Below are 19,815 nucleotides of genomic sequence, written 5' to 3'. Positions count from 1 at the left end.
GAGCGTATGATGTCGTTTCGCCTTGTTACAAAATTAACTGTCCCGCTGACGTTCTTCGGCTACGCCGCGTTTGCCAACCTCTCTTTGTTTACAGGCGAAGCTGAAAAACCTGTGCCTGACGCGCTTCTGAACGGCGAATTCACGAGCGAGATTGATAGCCTTTATCGCGCCAACCTCCCCCACAGAGAGCCTGCAGTTGGTTTGGTTGGGGCTCTGCGTTACCTCACGTTGAATGAGGGGCGAAAAGGCGTGGTCGCGGGTGAAAGCGGCTGGCTGTTTACCGACGAAGAATTCCGCGATCAAGACATCGCGCTTCAGGGGCTTTCCGAAACTTTGGATTGGATCGTGACGATCCAACAGGATCTGGCAACATACGGGACCGAGCTTGTCTTGGTCCCCATCCCAGCGAAGATCGAATTCTCCCAAACGCCTAGCCATACTGATCAGATCACTGCAATTGCGGCAACTTACGACACCTTCGTCTCGAATACGATTCAAGCTGGCATCAAAACAGTCGACACACGTTCGGCACTGGAGTCTACAGAACTGGCATTTTTTCATACAGATACACACTGGACCATCGAAGGCGCCGCAGCAGTCGCTGAAAGCCTCTCTCAATCTGGGCTAGTTCAGTCGGGCTCTGACTCGTTCGAGCGCGTCCCCCTCGCCCCCCTATCGTTCGAAGGCGACTTGGTGTCCTTTGTTACGTCTGAAAGACTGGCTCCGATCATTGGCCTGCCAGCCGAAACCGTGGCGCCATATGCCGCGAACCCGCTATCCGTTGATGCCCAGACCGGGTCGCTCGATCTATTCGGGGCCGATACAGCGGCGCCTTCCGTTTTGGTTGGCACCAGCTATTCGGCCAATCCGAACTGGAGCTTTTTAGAAGCATTGAAGCTTTCGCTGTCCCAAGACATCGTAAATTACGCGCAGGAAGGTCGAGGGCCAATTGCTCCAATGCAAGACTTCCTCGACAAGCTTGACCCTGCCAATGCACCACCTGTCGTCATTTGGGAGTTTCCCATCCGATATCTCAGCGATCCTTCGCTGAAAGACACACTCAACAACAGTGGTGATGAAAATGCGTAACCTCATTTTCGGAACTATGTTGGCAGGGCTATTGCCCCACGCCACACTAGCGCAAGACGTCTCCCCTGAAAGGATAACCGTGAAGGTCGTTTCCGGTATCACTTCCTCTCATCAGCTACCAAGCCAAACACTGGTAAATGCACGTCAGGCTTTGGCCGCTGGTCATGACATCAGCATTTCAAACATTCGTCAATTGGCAGACCTAGGCGATGGTTTCGCGGCACTTCGTTTCGCGCAAACTCTTGCACAAAGTGACAACCAGAGCTTGCGTGCAGATACCGCGCACTATTACGGGATCGCAGCGGCCACGGGGCGTGGCGGCGCGATCACGGGGCTGATCCGGACACTCGATAGCATCGACCCAGAAACCCTGTCCGAAGGTCGGCGCAAAACGCTCAAGAACATTTTGATCACCTATGCGCTTGCAGGCAATAGCCACGCGCTAGACGCCGTCATGCGGTACCAACTTGCGGAGGATCCGTTGGGCCAATTGAGCAGCGATTTGATCGTCCTGATGGAAAGCGCCTCTGGCGAGGGTGCCGCGCAACTCGGCCTACAGATGGCCGTGACAATCATGCGCGATCCAGCACCCACAACAACCGAACTTTTGCGTGCACGGCGATACCTGACCGTCGCCAGTACCGCGACATCGTTAGAAACCAAGGTCGTCGCCCTAAACCTCACCCCACTTCTTGAGGCAGACTTGCAGTCCCGCCCAGACTTTGAAGACGCGCTCAATACGCAACAAAGCGCCGTTTTGGCTTCGCAACCGTTGACATCAATCGCACCTAAAATCCGCCCAACCAACCTACTTGAGGTGACCCCATGATCCGTTCCGCCGTTCAAATCGCCTGTGCATTCACCTCTCTTTGGGCCGTAGAAGCCCACGCTCAAGTTACTCAACCGACCTCGAATTTCGGATGTAGCGGCCTGCAAGAAAATGGCGAGCTGTCCGCCATCGAAGGACGTGATGGCGTTTTCTATCGCATCAATGCTGACCTTCGAATGCACCACCCCTTTTCGGACCAGACCGTTGAAAGTTTGGCCGATCTTTCAAAGGCCTTGGCTGCTAACGGAACGACACTCATCTTTGTCCCAATACCGACGAAAAGTGTGACTATGCCAGACCACCTGCCGGACAACGCGGCCCTGTATGGCTTTGATCTAGACGTAGCAACACATGTTCACTTGGATATTTTACAACGCCTTACAAATGCTGGGGTGACTGTTGTTGATGCCCGTGCTGCTATGCTGGAAACGCCGGAAGGTCAGCTGCCTTTTTTCAAAGCAGACTTCCACTGGTCCGCGGCGGGCGCACGCGAAACAGCCCGCGCCATAGCAAACACAATTCGCGCTCTGCCAGACTACCCAGACATGACCAAATCGCAGTTTGAAACGACCGCTCAAGAGACGAGCGTAGCATTTTCAGGAATGCGCCGCATTCTGCAAAAGAGCTGTTTAACGACACTACCCGAAGCAGTTTCCATCACCTACGAGACGACGCAAAACCAGTCATTAGACCTCGGCGAAGGTGGTTTTGATTTGTTTGGTGGCGGTACTGATACAATTCCAGTCGCGCTTCTTGGAACCTCATTTTCCGACAGCCCCATCAATAATTTCCCTGGTTTCTTAGCTGAATATTCCGAGCTCGAAGTCATCAATTACGCGATGACCGGTGGGAACCAATTTGGGGCGATGACATCCTACCTCACTTCTCCAGCATTCGAGAGCTCGCCACCGAAAGTTCTGGTTTGGGAAAACCCGATCTATAACAACTTAGCTCAATACGGCGACGCCCCCATGCGTGAATTGATTGCCGCTGCGGGGCGCACCTGCCTCATCGAAATGCCTACGGAAGTTGAAGGCGCTTCCGTCGCGGTTGACCTGACGGGCTATAACCTCTCCGCCGAGGATACAATTTTCATCGACACACAGCGAAACATTGATGCCCGCGCCGAGTTTGCATTCGGTTCTTCAACAGGTTTCGAGCGCGTCAAAACAATCGAACGCGGTGAACGTTTGGACCGGACAGGCCGGTTCTACATGCCTCTGTCTGGGCTCTGGGATGATGGTGCAGCGACTCTGCGTATCGACCTAGAGCATCCCCTCCCTATCGCCCCAACTGTCTATTTATGCCCCAAATTTACAAAGGATGAATCATGAAACGTTCAATCATTGGTGCTTGTGTTATTTTGTTGTCCACACTCTCGGCCGCATCTGCAGACGATGGTCTTTACGAAAATATCTCCGACCCGAACTCAAGCTATGTACGGGTCATTGCACTCGGCCAAACAGTGGCCTCCATCAAGGGCAATACCCTGCGCGATCTGGAAAACGGCATTTCAGCCTACGTAAATGTGCTTCCTGGTGATGTTGATATCGTCCTACCCAACGGCACAATCGACCTGAATGTCGGCGCAAGTACTTATTACACAGTTGTATTTGATGATGCCGGAGAACCGACAGTCTTCAACGATGAAATTACCAACAGCCCAGCCAAGGCAGATATTTCTATCTATAATCTGTCATCAGCCGACAGCGTTGACCTTTTTGTACCTGCAGCAAACGCGGTGGCCATCGCCGAAACTACGTCCAACCAATCGCAAACCGTGTCGGTACGTGCACCGCTTACGTTGGACTTCGAAGTCCACGCAAACGGGGAGGTGTTGGCGCAGATTCCACAGATCAGTCTCGTGCGTAAAGCCGGTGTGTCGATCATCTTGCTGGATGGCGAAGATGGATTCACCGCACTTTCAACAGCCAACATCTTTTTCAAGTAAGTTAAAATACGGAGACGTCTTATGGCTCGCTACGCAAATTCGATCAGACAGAAAATCGCCCCCAAGTTTCATGTATCAAAAGCTCTTTCGATGCTTGCGGTTTTGGTTGTCCCAGTCATCTGCGTACCGTCCATTACGCGCGCGGATACCATCGCACTTGAGTTTGTTCCTCCTCAAATTGATGCAACAAACATTTGCATTGCTCGCCCACCGGATGCAGAAGTTGTCGCCCTGTGGGGCAACTGGGATGGGCTTCACCTGCCAGAAGGCTCACAAGACATTGTCCGCCGCGATATTAAGAGATTAAAGCAGCTAGACGCGGTTACGTGGCTCCCCAAAATCGAGCAAATGATTGCGCGCCTTGAAGAAGTCGATCCGCGGTTCGCGGGCAGCAACGCGCTCATTTCACGCATTTCGGCCATGGAAGCGGCCGGCGCATTCGAAGAATTGCGCAGCCTACAATTGATCCCACAACTAGCAACCCAATCTGACAGCCTATCACCTCGCTTTAAAAATTTGCTATCATGGTATTATCGCGATGGTGTGGGCGTAGAACGGAACATCGAGTTTGCAAACAACTTGTTGATAGAAGCAGCATACGCAGGAAACGCCGATGCCCTCCTATCCCTCACCAACATGACGCTAGAAGGCGAAGCTCCAACGGGCTGGGACGTGGCACCTGACTTGGCAACCACAATGGCGTTCGGCGCATTGATTGGTGAACTGGATTCATCGATCTGTGATCGCGCGTCACGCATTGCGCGGGAATATAGCAATGGCGAGATCGTAGAACCGAACATTCAACTTGCGCACGACTGGTTTCGGTTTGCTGCCGATTTAGGCGACAGTAACTCCGCATGGAAGGTCGCCGAATATCACATTCAGGCTGAAGGCTTTGAAAAAGATAACGACCTGCTGCTGCACTATCTTACACAAGCGGCTGATGCCCAACTCCCTTACGCTCAAATCGAATTGGGCCGCTTGTACGAAAGCGGTGCCTTGGTCGACAAAGACCTCGATACAGCGCTCTCACTCTATCGGGCCGCAGCGACGGCTGGCGAGCGCCCCGCCCTCACACGGCTCGCGATCTTCCTTGAAAGACATGAAGATACCTACCCAAACCTTCAATCCGAAAAGCAAAGCGTTCTAGAACAGCTTAACACTCGAGATGACGTATCAGGCTGGGTATTAACGCGCCTTGCCAACAACATCTACGAACGGGACGGTCGATGGGCGGGACGTGACCAAGCAATGACATACTTGGAACGCGCAGCGACTCTTGGTGATTTAGATGGGTCAATCCAATATGCAACAGGCCTCATCGCGCAAAACAACACCCCCCACGATTTCGAACGGGCCGTAAGCATTTTAACCAACTCGGTCGCTTTGCTCGGCAACGCCACACCGGCGAAATTGCTATATGGTGCGTTCATGTGTCACTCAACTGACAGCCCTCGGATCGCCGAGGCGCAGTTCTGGAGCACCCTCGAGGAAACCATGGCCACCCGCAACGTCGAGATTGAAGCGGGCGACATCTGGCAATTGTCCAGGAATGATGATCCGCTGACAATTGCGCGTCTACAATCACACGCATTGTACGGGAGCCCAACCGCCCTAGCGAACTACTTAAAACACCTTGAAATCGATACCAGCTATGGCCCCGAAGTCCTCGCCTTTTGGGAAGGGTATTCCAATCAATACGCCTTCGTTCTTGAAGCCATAGCCGAGATCGAACTCGAACTCGCTCAAAACCCGCAAGACCGCGCACTCGCGATCCAATTACTACGTCATCAGTATGCCCAATCTGGCGGACAAGCAGCCCTGTCGCTTGCCAGTGCTTTGCTGGATTATGCTGACGAAACGAACACTAACATCGATGAAGTCATCGAATTGCTACAAGAGCCTGCAAGCCGCGGAGTTGGCTCCGCTCTTCGTATTCTTGCGTCCCTAACCGATACTGCAACCGGTGGGCAGCTCACATTTAACCAGTATGCAGACGCCATCGACGCAAACGGCGACTTTGCCGCATTGCTATTTGCGGTGCCTTTCGTGGATGATCAGACACGGGCAGAATATTTGCAACGCGCCGCTGGCATCGTGCCGTGTAACTATAAAAACGTCATGTCTTTGTCGAACACATTTCAACAGTTGGGCGATACCGAAGGTGCCCTACATTGGGCAAACATCGCCACCCATTTGACGGGCGAAAACCCATGGGCCCAGACCGACCTCGCCCGCGTTAAGCTAGACTTGCTAGGCGACGAAGGCGCACCCGAAGCTCTAGCGCTCCTAGAGCAGGCCGTCTTGACGGGTGATCCAATGGCACAAACAACACTGTTTGAACTACTGACGGACTCGACCAGCTCAGTATACGATCCCACCCGTGCAGCCACGATGATCCTAGATGCGGTAGACACTGAAAACACTGATGTCTTAACCCGTCTTCTCAGCCGTGTTCGATCAGCAGATGAATTTGCTCAGGCCGCCCTCGAGGATGAACTGGATTTCCCGTCAATTCTTTTGACTGGCGCGTTATCTGGGGATGCATTTTCCATGCGGGCCTACGCTATCTACCGTCGAGACAACGCAGCATCCCCAACCGACATGACAGAGTCCACGCAGTGGTTTGGACGTGCCGCAGAAGGTGGCGATGTAACGGCCATGACCGAATACGGCTACGCCCTTGCCTTTGGCATGGGGACCGAAGCCAATCTGGACAACGCGATCTACTGGCTGGAACAAGCCGCCGATGCAGGGTCCGAAAAAGCCGCGAGCATCACGTCTTTGCTGAACCTGAATGAGGACATCTAAATGAGAAATATCATCCTCTTCACAACAACGAGCCTCATGATAACACTCGGACAAACCTTAATGGCCCAAGAAGATGAAGTGACTTGCCAGACTCCGGTCGAACCCGTTGTCTCGTTGAACTTTGGCAGCCGATATAAGGATGAAAGTGTCTCACGATCCGACATTGACGAAGAAGGTAATGCAGCCGTAAACGCAGCCCTCGCTCCGATCGAGCAGTTCTTGCGCGACCTTGCATCCATGGCAAATGAAGTCACTGCGGGTGGTGCGGATCAAGCCGCTCAAGCCGATTGCGTCATTGAACAATTGAACGTGTGGGCCGAAGCTGACGCCTTTTCTGATCTAGGCACGATCACAGCCAACTTTGCCATCGGCGCGAGACTGGCTGGTTTCGCGATGGTCTACCGTCAGGTTGCCCCCTACTCCAGCGACAGTGCTGCGCGCGCAACAATCGAAGCCTGGCTCGGCCGACGTGCCACGCAACAGATGGCCTTCTGGGAAGAAGATGCAACAGCTGGCGCCAAGACCGGCAACCTCAGGGCATGGGCAACGCTTGCGATCAATCTGACAGGCGAAATTCGCGATGACCCCGTCGCGTTGCGCTGGTCCGCTTGGTCCATGACGTATCTACAATGTCAGGCACTGGAAGATGGAAGCCTACCCCAAGAGATGCGACGCGGAAAATACGCGTTGCACTATCAGCTGCACGCCATCGCTCCAATGGTGCTCACAACGCGTTTGTTAGAAGATCAAGGCTTCTCGATATTGGGTGTATGCGACAACGCCTTGGACAGGATCGTAGAATATGCTCTCAACGACTTGGCAGATGGCAGCGCCAGCGAAGCATATTCAGGCAAACAGCAAAGCTATTTTGACGGATCCCAGGATTTGCGCAGTTTTCAACTGGCTTGGATCGAAGCGTATTTGACACTCTCACCAAACCCAGAGCTTGATACCTTTGCGGATAGCTACCGCCCATTGGAACATAGTAAGCTTGGTGGCGACCAAGCGTTGCTCTGGCGCAAAGGAAATTAACAGCAAATGTTGACGCTCCACTAGGGCCGACACGCGTACTTCGCCATTTTTTCCAGTGATGTGCACAATTTCGCTGAGGTCACATGGGCCAACTCCGTGAATGCTCGAGCTTGGTGGGAACGTCACCGCATGAGTAAGCGCATCCTAAACTCCAAGTTGGAGAATTGTAGTCCCACGGTTCAGTTATTTGAAGGCCTTTCAAGCTGCAATTTGTACCGAACTGCCGCATTTACCAGTGTATCGCGGCTGAGTTACATCGTAAATCGGTGACAACCCAACTCAGCTGAAGTTGCGAACTGCCTAAACCGTCCGTTCATTCAAAAATGCGCTAGGTCGGGTTTGTCCGTATACCGGACTTCGGCCTGTGAAATTGAACCATTATCGTTCGCAGATACAGCTAAGGTCCGGTTTGAGCCCAAAGTCCCCGATGCTGCATGATGCGTGGATGTCTGCTATCATGCGTGGGCCAAAAACCTTCAACAACTGGTTCGGTTTTGACCGGGGATTTGGGAAGCGTTAATCGCGGTGGTTTGCGTGCGTGTTGAAAAGGAGAGATCTAGGTGAAAGATGGGCCCTGTTCAAACTGCCGCCAACTTTTGTAATAACTCAAACAGGACCACTTCGACCTTAGAACCCACGGAAACCGCTGAAATAGGGAGTGGCGACCACATACCAAACCGATAAGGGAAGTCGGTTAATTACTTTATTCTAATGGATCTACATCTTGTGTGCATTTCTCGAAAACATACTCATCGATCATAGGTTTCAGCGTTTCATCGGCCGTATCACTGCGATCCCACCCACCCTGCGGCCGGCAGTATATAGGACGAACAAGTAGGGAAATGGGATCAACGCTATTTCAAGCTGAGGGTTGGCATTGACCAGCCGGACCAACAAGTAGCCTTGAATTGCCCGTTTCGTTTCATGGTACACAACATTGGCAGCAAAGGCCGCGACTCCCAGAAATGGAATTGTTACGCCGAAACCGTCAAGCCTGCGAAAGGCAAGCCCATGGTGGGCGGCAATCCGTCTTATGCGGGCAAGTTTGGCCCCATATACAATTGCGTCGTTCTGAAGATCCTCGGGAAAGGCAATACCAACGCGCATGTCAGCGGGGAAAAGTCCGATGACATCATTTTCCAACCAACGGAGCAAATCTTCATTCGCCCGCATGGCCAAAACGTTATGCATGGGGCCGGTCGCTTCCTCGAACAACTCCCGGCACTCATGGCAATTGCAGGCAATTTGGCCGACTTCTGCCGATTCAGAAAAGGTGGGTTCCGTTAAGCTCATTTGCGCATCCTAACAGCTTCAAGAAGCTTGTTGGCTTTTTTTAACTTGCCCAAACTTCTTGCTTTGAAGAACTGCAAGGCATTCAGGGTCGGTCTCGACTGGGCCACCTAACAGAACCGCAGCTGCCGCGAAGTCCGCTACCGCCTGTTCGATCCTAATTTCGTACCGCCTCGCCGTCAGAATTAAACTCTTAGTGTATTTCACTTTTTGGAGATCATTACGCAGCTGGAAGCTCTGAGACACTCTATCCAAATGTGAAATTAGTCGCGTGCGAAAGTCGATTTCCCGTTGCTTAGATAGTATCTGCTGCTCATATCGGCTCAAGTAGTACCTTGCTTTTGAAGAGTGTTCCGCGTCGCCGATTCCAGAGTGGAAAACGGATGCTGTCTTTGATCTTGGTAAGATAATTATTGCAGCCATATACTCGAAATGGTGCGGAAACCAAAGCTGGGACTTGGGTGCGTCGACCGCAACGTGGGTGAAGTATTCTATAGCAGGTCTACACTCCCAAAACCTAAAATAGTACCACTTCCCATCTTCGTCTTTTACTTTGGTGAACTTCCTGAAGTGCCCCCACATGTCATCGAGCGTTCCGCGTGAGCGCCGATATATCCCCGGTTCCTTGTCCCACAGGTGCCATTCCGCATTCGAGTGCGTGAATAGATAGCGGGTAAAGCCGTCGCCATCTTTCAAGCGGACAATCCACGGGGCAACATCCTTCAGCTCGTCATAGGCGTCGCCCTTGAACAGACAGCGGTGTTCCAGCCTTGACGCGGCTAGCAGTTCCGGCAGTCCCGTTATCTTGGCGGCATCGAGGATGGCGTAGGTGTGCAGCGACAGTACTTTCTTCGGGTCACCTCCGATCTGCTCTAGATCAGCATCTGTCGACTCTGGCTGGCCAAACAACGGCCTGTAGAGCACATCCGGCACGGTCTTGGGGTCCGCAATCCCAAACTGCGCATCCAGCGGCTTGACGCCTTCGATAGTCTCTATGCTCAGATGGCGCTTCCGTAGCGTTGTATTGCTGGGTCCAGCAATCATCTGGATCGGTATTCGTGTTCAATGCTTTGACCAATGAAATGCTACGTAACGTAATACGCATAGGCTATCGTATGCAGAGATTAGTACAACCCCAACCGACCCCAAACGGCGAGGAAGGGAGCGGCGGCAAAGGCTACGATATGAGCAAGGAAAAACTTGATCTCAAAGGACTCATCGCGGTCCTCCGAAAGGATGTTGACAAAATCGGCCCTGTTGACTCCAAGCTCGATCAGAAAGCACGCTCTGGCGATCTGTGATCACCGCTCATGCGTCGGCCTATCGCGCTCGGCCGTCCACTCCTGTTCCAATACCCGCTGGCGTTCCTGCTCCAAAACGATCGTTTTTTACAACATCTAAATCAGCACTGGCAGAAGCTGTACTTTCCGCAAGCGGCCATTGCCCCGAGCGTCGTCAAGTCCCGTTTGTCCACAGTGTGTGAGTTCAACCACCCTCCACTTCTTGGAGTACAGCGAAACTCCAGTTTGACGGGCCGCGTCGCAGCATCATGTAACTGGCTGAAGATCCACTCAAGGCCGAAGCATGGTTACGATAGTGCTGAGTCTAAAGTTGTTGACGTTAGCCAGCTTCACCTACTAGCCTGTTGGTATATTTTGAGAGTTATTTTTATGCAAAAGACCGTCATCGCGGATCTTCCTGTCGCGTCACCGCCCCAGTTCTCACTGGACGTGGAATGTTATGGCCCAATAGAACCGCTCACCTCCCAATTCGGTCAGATCAAGAAAACCTGCGTGCCAGAAGCATTGCGCGACATCGTGTTCGCGTCTGAATTTAAAACCTATGCAGTGCTCGATGCCGCGGCCATTCCAGGACTCGTAGGGCTGTTATCAACCAGCGGGTTACCTCATGTGTGTTTGTTCCAAAGCGACACCGCTGATGCGTTAGAAGATGTTGCCCCATGGCTTGTTGAGCTATCATCAGACAACAACTTCACTCGCTCATTGTTTACCAAAGGTCGCGCCCCATGGGAGATTTGGGGGAAACCTAAGGTCTTATTGCTGCAATCTGCGTTTACCCTTATCGAGCTTCGTGCACATTTTCGTAAGTTTACACGTATACGCGACGAGACCGGACGCTGGCTATTTTTTCGCTTCTGGGAAGTACCCGTCCTGCGCTACATTCGAAAAAATAACCTTTCAGACGAATTACCACGCAATCTGATTGGGGCTCACCAATTTATGCATCAAGATGTTGCGGCTGACGGGTCCGATTGCTTTTGGATCTTTAGCAAACAGACGGCCGCGTAATGTCTCTTGTTCTTACAGAAAATGTTATTCAGGACATTCGTTTCGAAACTCTGTTTGAAACCTATCACAGCATGCTGTTGCGCCACGATGCGACGCGGTTTCGTGGCCTCGGCCCCGACCACACCGAACGCTTCATGCGACATGCCATCACATATTGCGATGCACATAAAATTCATACGATCAACGACATCGGATACGTCATGTTTTTGATGACCTACCTTGGGTCATACTTCTACATGGACCTTCGCTACCAACACATTAGCGATATCTTGCAAGAACAAACCCCGGGCTACGACAACAGAATTACACGCGCCCGCGAACGGTTTTTGACTTTCGTTGACATGTTCCTAGGCCGCAAAATGGAGTTCTATGGCGAGGACCTCTCGCGCTTCACAGACGAGCTAGAAACAGCCATCGACAACGACACCCTAGGTGAGGATGAAATGGTATCACTGTTACTGCGCTCTCACGGCGAACGCGCCTACAAAATAGATGCAAAGACCCGCACGAATATGGTGCAAAGTGCCAACGCCGTTGCTACGGGCCTCGGACTGCAGGGGCAGCAAGGTTTGGCGCTTGCTTTGGGCCTTGGTTATTGGCTTGGGTTTGGGGTGCATCAAGATCCGCTATATCCTTGGATACGCGAAAAATCCGACGAGCAAGACGACCCTGATAAACGCGTAAAGGTACTAACGGAATACGCCTTGAAACGGTTGAAGCGACAAGTCGCAATGCTGGGGGGCTAACACATGGGTAAGGGAGCATCCGATCCGACCCTCAGCCCAGAGGAGCTCACGGGGCTGCGTGATCAAGCCGCGTCGGCTACAGCGGGTTGCTGTACCTGCGTTTTCCGAAAGGATGGCACCCACGGCCCAAGTGGAAAGTTGGCCCAAATGAAAGCCGACGGCACCACCCCCAACGGCACAAAAGACAATGCCTTTAAGGCGGAAATCTTGATCGACCAAGGCGGGTCACCAAAAACAATTCACGTCGTCACACGCCTAAAAGCAGTCAACGCAACCGCTGATACTGCGCGCTATCCAGACACCGCGACACTCACCGATGAGGTGTTGGCAAACAGGGTCGCAGCAATCCCCGGCGCAATCCGGAGCGCGTGGAACGCAAAGCCGTATAAGTTAAAGGTTACGGACTCAAAGTGCGGCGAGAACACTTTCACCGTGAAATTTGATGCACCGATGGTTACCAGTTCGCACCATTACAGCCTCGACTTCGTGAATGTTATCGATGCTGCAACCAACAACATGGGCGCGAATGACGACTACAAGGGCATCAAAAGTGGGCGCTCGTACATTTTACCCAGCTCGTTCAAAGGGAAATTCAACCTTGCCGACAATCGATCTGCTACAAATGGTGGAACAACAGAGCTTGAACCCCATGAGCATGGCCATATGATCGGCTTGCGAGACGAGTATCATGATGTAGCCTTGGATCGTGGCGGGGTTCAGTACGAGTTCTTTGACGGCACAAAAACACTCCACGCTAGCAATACACAGCTGATGGGCACCATGGGCACAAAAACCGCCCAACCTGATAGATACTGTCTGACCATCGCTTATGCTGTCATCGCGATCTTCGCCACCAATGGAATAACCGTGACGGGGTTGGAAATTGACTAGAGCAACTAAATATTTACTCGCCACCCTTTTCGTATTCTTGGCGGCATGCATGCCGCCAGATCAGCCCCCACAATCTGGAGACTCTGCTATGATCGAAGGCCTGAAAAAACATCACACCCAAACCTGTGGGCCAGTGGAGGTCAGCACTTATTTCTCCCCGCAATCAAGCCTCGCAAACTTTCGCGATACCAACGCTGATCCGTTTCAGTACCGTATTGTGTTTGAAATAATAAATGCGAGTGGTCCTGCGGGTCAGAGAGTTCAATTCCAGCCTCCAACTCCTCTCGCGTTTTTCTTTCACATTTCCCTGCAGAGTAGCGATGGTAAGTTTCATGATCTGACCGAAGGCCAAATTGATCCGCACCACACTGGCAAGCCTACGCCGCGCGATGTAGCATTCGCGGCAAAGGATGATGTATTCTACAGTCAAATTTCTTACGCAGCATTCGCTACTATCGCTCCGCTTGATGCCATGCGTGAAGGCCTCTACCGCCTCTCCCTTGCACCGTTCCCAATTGTGTCAATCGATGGCAAGGAATGCCTGTACAATACCCCCCCTATGGACATCAAAGTAATTGACGGGCTCTAGTGCAAAGCTCGGTACTCGTATTGGGTGGGAGGGGATAATCCGGCAATCCGCAAACCACTATAATGGACTTGCTTCGATAAAGCCGTAATTTGTGGAGAAAAGCATTGGCACTTCCTCGCTGAGGCTAACGACCGCGTTGTCCGTATACCATTCATTTAATCATCTGAATTACTAGGCTTGCTCGCCAATACCCGGTTCGGGGAAGCCCCCCGCAGCGACAGCAAGTGCACCGAACGGCGGCTTCGCTCCTGCGACTAACTTCATGACTTCGTTCTCAGTCAGATAATCGATCTTTGGTCGAGCGTGCGCGTCGGCGGGGCCGTTGGGGTCAAAACTTAGCCGAAAACTGGGTTTGGGGGGCTGAGTTTGATCGGCATTTATGTGTGGGTTTTTCATATACCCCATGTCTACTGAGGGAATAAAAATCGGCTTTCTACTGAATTGCGGCAAAAGCCCGCTTCGAGCCCAAACTGCAGGATGCTGCCCGTTGATGCGGTCATTCAGTTAGCCTCTGAGGCAGAGCGGCACCCAGAAAAGCTTGAGAAGGAATCTCCAACTAGATAAAGCCCCAGCGTTTCTAATTGGTAGCCAATTCGAACTAATCAATGATAGCCGCCCTTTTGAGGTGGGGCACATAATGGGGGACAAGCCCCCACAAAACACACATAATACATTGAAAGTAATGAAAAATATATGAATTTGTGGCGGAGACGAAGGGATTCGAACCCTCGAGACCCTTCCGGGCCTACTCCCTTAGCAGGGGAGCGCCTTCGACCACTCGGCCACGTCTCCGTCGACCCGTTTAGCGATAGCTTTGAGGGGCGGCAACCGAAAATAGGCCTCCCACTCAAATTCCTTAGGCATGAGGCAAACTTGCGCCCTTGCGGATCACCTGTTGGATGTTCACCAACTCGAAACAGCTGCCCAGCAAGTCTCTCTCCTAGCACCAAGTACTGCTTAAGCTCCAACTGCGCCGGCGCCATAATGACCGACGTTGTTTCCCTGTCGCGTTGCGGGCTGTCTGGGCTGATGGAGCCGGTTGCAGGTTTTCCCTTCCCAACCAAGGCCTTCATCGTTGCCTTCAACCGCGCGCGTACTACCGAGCCAAAATCATGCCAATCCTTGGGAATAACCAGCAGCGCTTGGACCGCGCGCGCCGATGACATGTCGTTTTTCTCAGCAAAGCCGCAAACTTTCAGGAAATTGTCGCAATCCACCCACCAGCCTCCGGCCATCGAAGACCCCGCGCCGTACACATTCTTAGACACGGTTCCGAAGAAGCGGAGTAATCGCCGGGGTGCATTTTCACTTCCTGCAAGGCAAACATGTCCTTCTTCTAGTCAATCTGGCAAACATCCGGCGAGGATGACATGCCCGTGGGCCACACCCCTTGCACAATGGCCTTCCAGAACGCGTATCCTGCGGCTTCAAAGCAGCGGAGACTGTTATCGGGGCGAGGTTTCGGGCCAGCCGTGGGAATGCCTGCTAGATTGGAAGTAGTGAATTCAATGCGAACACACTGGCATAGCAAACACACGGGCATATTGCTCGAAAAATTGAACGATTCGTTCAAACCTCGGGTGGCTTGCCCCCGTCGGCTAGGCCGCGGCGCATTCCGACGGGAAAATGCGCCTTCGAGATCATGCCCAGCTCGGCCGCACGGGTCAAAATCCCCCAATAGACATCGTCCGCGCTCAAACCATCAAGCGACAGCACGTCATCGGCCTCACAAGCCGCCTCAACGCCAGCCACCACCAGCACGCCGCGCAGGTAAACCAGCGAGGGAAGCATCGTTAGGCGCGCCACGGCGGGCGTTAATTCCTCAATTCTCCCGGTCACCAACAACGTCGGGCCAGAGCGGCTGCCAGTCAGCTGCCACAGCACGTCGCCGTCAACGGCATCCATAAAATCGGCGGTCTGTGTCACGGTCACTGCGGGTCCCCTTTGCACCACATCTAGGGGCGCATGAGGCTCCGCGTTATGGGAAACCGCCGGAAGGTTTCCCTCCCGACGGGCACGCAGCATCGCTACATGAACGCGAGGCACAGATGCACCACAAGGGTCACCGCCATGACCACGCGCTTGGGCCCCCCGCATATGGCCAATAGGCACAGTACGGCGAGGGTTAGGTTGCTGCCTTGCGTGGTTGCTACCCACTCAAGGATTGGTTGAAGTTGCCACATAATCAGATATCCTTCTGAAATTGCGGCGGGCCCGCCTTGGGTTAAGACGTTGTCGACATTGGTATATTCGGATTTAAAACGGTGACTTGCATCAAAACAGAATTGCCTTTTGTGAAATTGGGGTGTCGATAGTTGTCTAAAGTTGCACAGAGCGTTTTGACCAAGTTCGGCGAGGCCGTGAAACGTGCGCGGGCCTTGAAGGGGTGGCAGCTCAAGGAGCTGTCCCAAGAGATGCGCGGAAACAGCGGAATTTCCTTCCTATCCGACATTGAAAAGGGCAAACGCTCCATCAGTGGCCCCACTGTTGGGAAGCTGATCAATGCGCTCAACCTTGACGAAACATGGATCGACCAGTTCCTCGATTCAGATACCTCACCAGAGGGTGAGCAAACCGCAGCAGACCGCATTGCCGACAAAACGCTCGAACTCGTCCCGTCATCTGACGTGGCTCAGAAACTGGTGGATGCTGGCATCACGGAAAATGCGATTATTGCCCTCGCCCAGCGCATCGCCGGTGACACGGACGATGTCGGCCAAGCATGGCTCCAGCTACAAAACGCCATGGACATCGCCGTCCGCGTGCAGGCCGAGGGCAAGCAGCACTCCAATCACGGGGATTTTGTCGACACCGTGCTGGCCCAAGTGGCGGATTTGGCCAAAGACGGTGATTACACCAGCGCGAGCGCCACCATTCGCGACGCCCTCGCTCAAGCCGACGCGCAAAAATCCCGCCTTCTCGCCACTGGCGCAGAGGTCGCCTTGCTGGACGCTGACACAGCCGCCGCCGCCGCCCTACTGGTGTGTAAGGCAGACGTTGACGCAGGCGGCATAGCGGAGCTTAAAACGCTCCACGCCCTGCAAAACCGCTATCACGAGATCGGACGCGACAAGGGCAGCAACCTCGACAGCGTCCTAGCCATAGACCTCGCTCATCTGATCCTCGCCCGAGCCGAAACTCCAGAAGAACGCGGGGCTGTGGGGAATAACCTTGGCAATTCTCTAGCCGTTTACGGAGCGCGAAAAAGCAACACAATCCGCCTTGAGCAGTCCATCACAGCCTTCACTCAGGCACTAAAGGAACGGACCCGCGACCGCGTCCCGTTGGACTGGGCCATGACACAGATGAACCTCGGCAGCTCACTGAAAATCCTCGGAGAGCGAGAGAGCAGCACAGACCGCCTTGAGCAGTCCGTCACAGCCTTCACCGCGGCCCTAAAAGAACGCACCCGCGACCGCGTCCCGTTGGACTGGGCCATGACGCAGATGAACCTCGGCAACGCGCTTGCAAGCCTCGGAGAACGCGAGATCGGCACAGGCCGCTTTGAACAGGCCGTTACGGCCCATACTGAAGCCCTCAAGGAAAACACTCGCGACCGCGACCCGATGCTATGGGCTATGACACAGATGAACCTCGGCAACGCGCTACGAAAACTAGGAGAGCGTGAGCTCGGCACAGGTCGCCTTGAACAGGCTGTCGCGGCCTATACCGAGGCCCTCAAGGAAATCACCCGCGACCGCGCTCCCATGCAATGGGCGCAGACAAAGCTGAACCTCGGCAACGCGCTATCAAGACTCGGTGAGCGTGAAAGCAGCTCAGTCCACTTTGCACAGGCCGTGGTGGCCTACACAGAGGCCCTTAAGGAAAACACCCGCGACCGCGACTCGATGCAATGGGCCATGGCACAAGGAAATCTTGCCGGTGTTGAAGTGGCATTCTTCGACAACACCAACGATCCGGCCCACCTTGATCGTGCGGCGGGCTACGCCAACGCCGCACGGGAGGTTTTCGTGGAGGCACAGGCCAGCCAATACGTGATAATGATCGACCAAAATATCGCCGCCATCCAATTCCGTCGATCTTAAATAGTCCTCACCGCACGCCGCGTTAACCCTGCACGACCGCAGATCGTTGCCATACGTTTTGCAGACGGGTTGCCTACGCAATGCAGATGCCGGATTTCGGCCCCAAACCCCTTGTTAACCTGACGCACCGCCCGCGAGTCACCTCACGGGCGGCCCATCCGTTAATTGTTAAATAGGAAGTGCAGCACGTCGCCGTCTTTGACCGTGTAGCCCTTGCCCTCAGCGCGCATTTTGCCCGCTTCTTTGGCTGGCTGCTCCCCCCCAAGGGAGACGAAATCGTCATAAGCAATCGTCTCGGCGCGGATGAAGCCCTTCTCGAAATCGCCGTGGATCACGCCCGCCGCTTGCGGGGCCATTGTGCCCTCTTTAATCGTCCAAGCCCGTGCTTCTTTGGGGCCTACGGTAAAGTAAGTCTCCAGATGCAAAAGCTCGTAACCCGCTCTAATCAAACGATCTAAACCGGCTTCTTCCAGTCCCATCTCGCTCAGGAACATCTCGGCTTCGTCGGTTTCCAGCTGGGAAATCTCTTCCTCAATCTGCGCCGAGATCACGACATGCGCCGCCCCCTGCTCCGCCGCCATTACAGCGACCTTTTCCGAGAATTCATTGCCCGTGGCCGAGGATGCCTCATCCACGTTGCACACATATAGGATCGGCTTAGCAGTCAGGAGTTGCAGCATTTTCCACTGCTTGATGTCGTCCTCATCCACCTCAACAGTCCGCGCAGGCTTGCCGCTCTCCAGCGCCTCCATGGCCTGTTTCATAAGGCGTTCCTGCTGGACCGCCTCCTTGTCGCCACCCCGCACTTTGCGCACGATATTGACCAAACGTTTCTCGATGGATTCCATGTCGGACAGCATCAATTCCGTCTCGATCACATCCGCATCCGCCACAGGGTCCACGCGGCCGTCCACGTGGGTCACGTCCCCGTCTTCAAAGCAGCGCAACACATGGGCGATGGCGTCGGTCTCACGGATGTTGGCTAGGAACTGGTTGCCCAACCCTTCCCCCTGAGACGCGCCCTTCACCAAGCCGGCGATGTCCACGAAGGTCATGCGGGTCGGGATGATCGACTTGGATTCTGCAATCTTCGCCAAAGTATCAAGCCGCGCGTCCGGCACGGCGACCTCGCCCACGTTGGGCTCGATGGTGCAAAACGGAAAGTTCGCCGCCTGCGCCGCCGCCGTGCGGGTCAACGCGTTGAACAACGTGGACTTACCAACATTCGGCAGCCCGACAATACCCATCTTGAAACCCATGACACTCTCCTAAATCTGGTTGGGCGCATGTAGGGGCTGGGAGCAGGTCGGGTCAAGCATATATGGATATTAGACGGTAATCGGCCGCGCTGCTCCTGCAACGCGGATAGGTGCCCCTTTCCCTGATTCCGCTGCGACAAACAAGCGGCTTGGCACACCCATATCGACGCCTTGGAGCACTTGGTATGGCTTCGTTTTTCCATATGCGTCGCGCAAATATCCCGCTACCGCAGAAGCCGAAGCACCGGTTGCTGGATCCTCATAAACGCCATGACCCGCGAAGGGATTCCGAGCGTGAATAAGATCATCCCGTTCCTGCCAGAATATATGCAACGTTATGAATCCATGCGATTGCATGAATGCAGCCCCCTCAGCTTGCACGTAAGCCATGCTGCGAAGATCCTCTTCTCGTGCTAGGGGCAAGACTAGGAACTTAGCCTCCCCTGCATAAGCAATGGCAGGCTGCACGTCTGCGCTTAGCGTATCTTTGTTCCAGCCAAATAAAGCTAACGCCTGCTCAATCACGCTATCGGGGGCTTCTTCATAGGATGTAGGTGGTGAAACCAACGTGATTTCACCGTCCTCAGATGCGGCAACACTGATCTGGCCGTCATTTAATGTGAGGGCGTATTCCCCTGCCCCGTGGGCTTGCTTCAAGGCTGAGCCCAGTGCGATGGTCGCGTGCCCACAAAACGGCACCTCTGCTTCTGGTGCAAAGTACCGCGTGCGCCAAGTATCACCATCCGGAGCCGAAAACACCGTCTCGGAGTACCCGACTTCGGCGGCAACCTGCTGCATCTTTTCTTCGGGTGGAAGCACATCCACCAGTACAACTCCCGCAGGGTTGCCCCCTTCGCCCAATTCAGAAAACGCGGCTAATCTTTGAACATTCATATCAGGCCCTCCATTCGGCTGTGGTCTTCAGCAGGCACTATCACCACGCTCATTTCAAACGTCGATTTGTGATCAAGGT

At 53.7% G+C, this 19,815-nt stretch carries 18 protein-coding genes and 1 tRNA gene; 11 read left to right on the top strand and 8 right to left on the bottom strand.

Annotation, left to right across the window (positions count from 1 at the left end; translation table 11 throughout):
* Positions 1 to 9 precede the first annotated feature (9 nt).
* From ABJN86_RS03650 to ABJN86_RS03625, 6 genes are read left to right on the top strand one after another with little or no spacing between them, the layout of a single operon-like run.
* A complete protein-coding gene (locus ABJN86_RS03650; RefSeq protein WP_348367730.1) occupies positions 10 to 1,089 on the top strand; it encodes a hypothetical protein in 1,080 nt (359 codons plus the stop codon).
* A complete protein-coding gene (locus tag ABJN86_RS03645; RefSeq protein WP_348367729.1) occupies positions 1,082 to 1,918 on the top strand; it encodes a hypothetical protein in 837 nt (278 codons plus the stop codon). Before ABJN86_RS03650 ends, ABJN86_RS03645 begins: the two co-directional genes overlap by 8 nt.
* Positions 1,915 to 3,252 carry a hypothetical protein gene (locus tag ABJN86_RS03640; RefSeq protein WP_348367728.1) on the top strand — a complete coding sequence of 446 codons (1,338 nt, stop codon included), beginning with the start codon at positions 1,915 to 1,917 and terminating at the stop codon, positions 3,250 to 3,252. The genes ABJN86_RS03645 and ABJN86_RS03640 overlap by 4 nt, the downstream gene beginning before the upstream one ends.
* On the top strand, positions 3,249 to 3,869 hold the full coding sequence (locus ABJN86_RS03635; protein WP_348367727.1) for an alginate O-acetyltransferase AlgF: 621 nt from the start codon (positions 3,249 to 3,251) through the stop codon (positions 3,867 to 3,869). The genes ABJN86_RS03640 and ABJN86_RS03635 overlap by 4 nt, the downstream gene beginning before the upstream one ends.
* Positions 3,870 to 3,890: 21 nt before the next feature.
* Positions 3,891 to 6,680, top strand: a complete 2,790-nt coding sequence (locus ABJN86_RS03630; RefSeq protein ID WP_348367726.1) for a hypothetical protein — start codon at positions 3,891 to 3,893, stop codon at positions 6,678 to 6,680.
* Positions 6,681 to 6,740: 60 nt separating this feature from the next.
* Positions 6,741 to 7,712, top strand: coding sequence for an alginate lyase family protein (locus tag ABJN86_RS03625; RefSeq protein WP_348367725.1), 972 nt, complete (start codon positions 6,741 to 6,743; stop codon positions 7,710 to 7,712).
* Positions 7,713 to 8,477: 765 nt separating this feature from the next.
* On the opposite strand, the gene ABJN86_RS03620 is transcribed toward ABJN86_RS03625, so the two are convergent.
* Positions 8,478 to 9,005 (bottom strand): hypothetical protein, encoded by a 528-nt coding sequence (locus ABJN86_RS03620; RefSeq protein WP_348367724.1) that lies wholly within the window; start codon positions 9,003 to 9,005, stop codon positions 8,478 to 8,480.
* 18 nt (positions 9,006 to 9,023) lie between these two features.
* The gene (locus ABJN86_RS03615) at positions 9,024 to 10,046 is read right to left on the bottom strand and encodes a DUF4123 domain-containing protein (protein ID WP_348367723.1); all 1,023 of its coding nucleotides are present in this window, start codon (positions 10,044 to 10,046) and stop codon (positions 9,024 to 9,026) included.
* 266 nt (positions 10,047 to 10,312) lie between these two features.
* Here ABJN86_RS03615 and ABJN86_RS03610 point away from each other — a divergent pair, with 266 nt between their 5' ends.
* The 4 genes from ABJN86_RS03610 to ABJN86_RS03595 all read left to right on the top strand — a co-directional run bounded on the left by ABJN86_RS03610 (position 10,313) and on the right by ABJN86_RS03595 (position 13,537).
* Positions 10,313 to 11,311, top strand: coding sequence for a DUF4123 domain-containing protein (locus tag ABJN86_RS03610; RefSeq protein WP_348367722.1), 999 nt, complete (start codon positions 10,313 to 10,315; stop codon positions 11,309 to 11,311).
* Positions 11,311 to 12,057, top strand: coding sequence for a hypothetical protein (locus ABJN86_RS03605; RefSeq protein ID WP_348367721.1), 747 nt, complete (start codon positions 11,311 to 11,313; stop codon positions 12,055 to 12,057). The genes ABJN86_RS03610 and ABJN86_RS03605 overlap by 1 nt, the downstream gene beginning before the upstream one ends.
* Positions 12,058 to 12,060: 3 nt before the next feature.
* Complete coding sequence (locus ABJN86_RS03600) at positions 12,061 to 12,948, top strand: hypothetical protein (protein WP_348367720.1); 888 nt, start codon at positions 12,061 to 12,063, stop codon at positions 12,946 to 12,948.
* An 88-nt stretch (positions 12,949 to 13,036) separates the two neighbouring features.
* Positions 13,037 to 13,537: a hypothetical protein gene (locus ABJN86_RS03595; protein ID WP_348367719.1), complete on the top strand. Its 501-nt coding sequence runs from the start codon at positions 13,037 to 13,039 to the stop codon at positions 13,535 to 13,537.
* 171 nt (positions 13,538 to 13,708) lie between these two features.
* Here ABJN86_RS03595 and ABJN86_RS03590 read toward each other — a convergent pair whose 3' ends face one another.
* From ABJN86_RS03590 to ABJN86_RS03575, 4 genes are all read right to left on the bottom strand, one after another.
* Entirely contained in the window at positions 13,709 to 13,933 is a 225-nt protein-coding gene (locus ABJN86_RS03590) for a hypothetical protein (RefSeq protein WP_348367718.1), read from the bottom strand.
* Positions 13,934 to 14,239: 306 nt separating this feature from the next.
* Positions 14,240 to 14,329, bottom strand: a tRNA-Ser gene (locus ABJN86_RS03585).
* A gap of 777 nt (positions 14,330 to 15,106) precedes the next feature.
* Entirely contained in the window at positions 15,107 to 15,469 is a 363-nt protein-coding gene (locus ABJN86_RS03580; RefSeq protein ID WP_348367717.1) for a hypothetical protein, read from the bottom strand.
* Between the two features lie 95 nt (positions 15,470 to 15,564).
* The gene (locus ABJN86_RS03575; protein ID WP_348367716.1) at positions 15,565 to 15,720 is read right to left on the bottom strand and encodes a hypothetical protein; all 156 of its coding nucleotides are present in this window, start codon (positions 15,718 to 15,720) and stop codon (positions 15,565 to 15,567) included.
* A gap of 132 nt (positions 15,721 to 15,852) precedes the next feature.
* On the opposite strand from ABJN86_RS03575, the gene ABJN86_RS03570 reads away from it, so the two are divergent.
* Positions 15,853 to 17,583 (top strand): helix-turn-helix transcriptional regulator, encoded by a 1,731-nt coding sequence (locus ABJN86_RS03570; protein WP_348367715.1) that lies wholly within the window; start codon positions 15,853 to 15,855, stop codon positions 17,581 to 17,583.
* Positions 17,584 to 17,744: 161 nt separating this feature from the next.
* Here the strand turns inward: ABJN86_RS03570 and ychF are convergent, their stop codons facing one another.
* Complete coding sequence (gene ychF, locus ABJN86_RS03565) at positions 17,745 to 18,842, bottom strand: redox-regulated ATPase YchF (RefSeq protein ID WP_348367714.1); 1,098 nt, start codon at positions 18,840 to 18,842, stop codon at positions 17,745 to 17,747.
* Between the two features lie 69 nt (positions 18,843 to 18,911).
* Positions 18,912 to 19,736 carry a PhzF family phenazine biosynthesis protein gene (locus ABJN86_RS03560; protein ID WP_348367713.1) on the bottom strand — a complete coding sequence of 275 codons (825 nt, stop codon included), beginning with the start codon at positions 19,734 to 19,736 and terminating at the stop codon, positions 18,912 to 18,914.
* Between the last annotated feature and the right edge of the window lie 79 nt (positions 19,737 to 19,815).

Origin of the sequence: Litoreibacter sp. (genome assembly GCF_039974535.1) — a bacterium.
Taxonomy (GTDB): Bacteria; Pseudomonadota; Alphaproteobacteria; order Rhodobacterales; family Rhodobacteraceae; genus Litoreibacter.
Note: the sequence above shows the minus strand (reverse complement) of the source record. Positions and strands in the feature narration are given on the sequence as shown.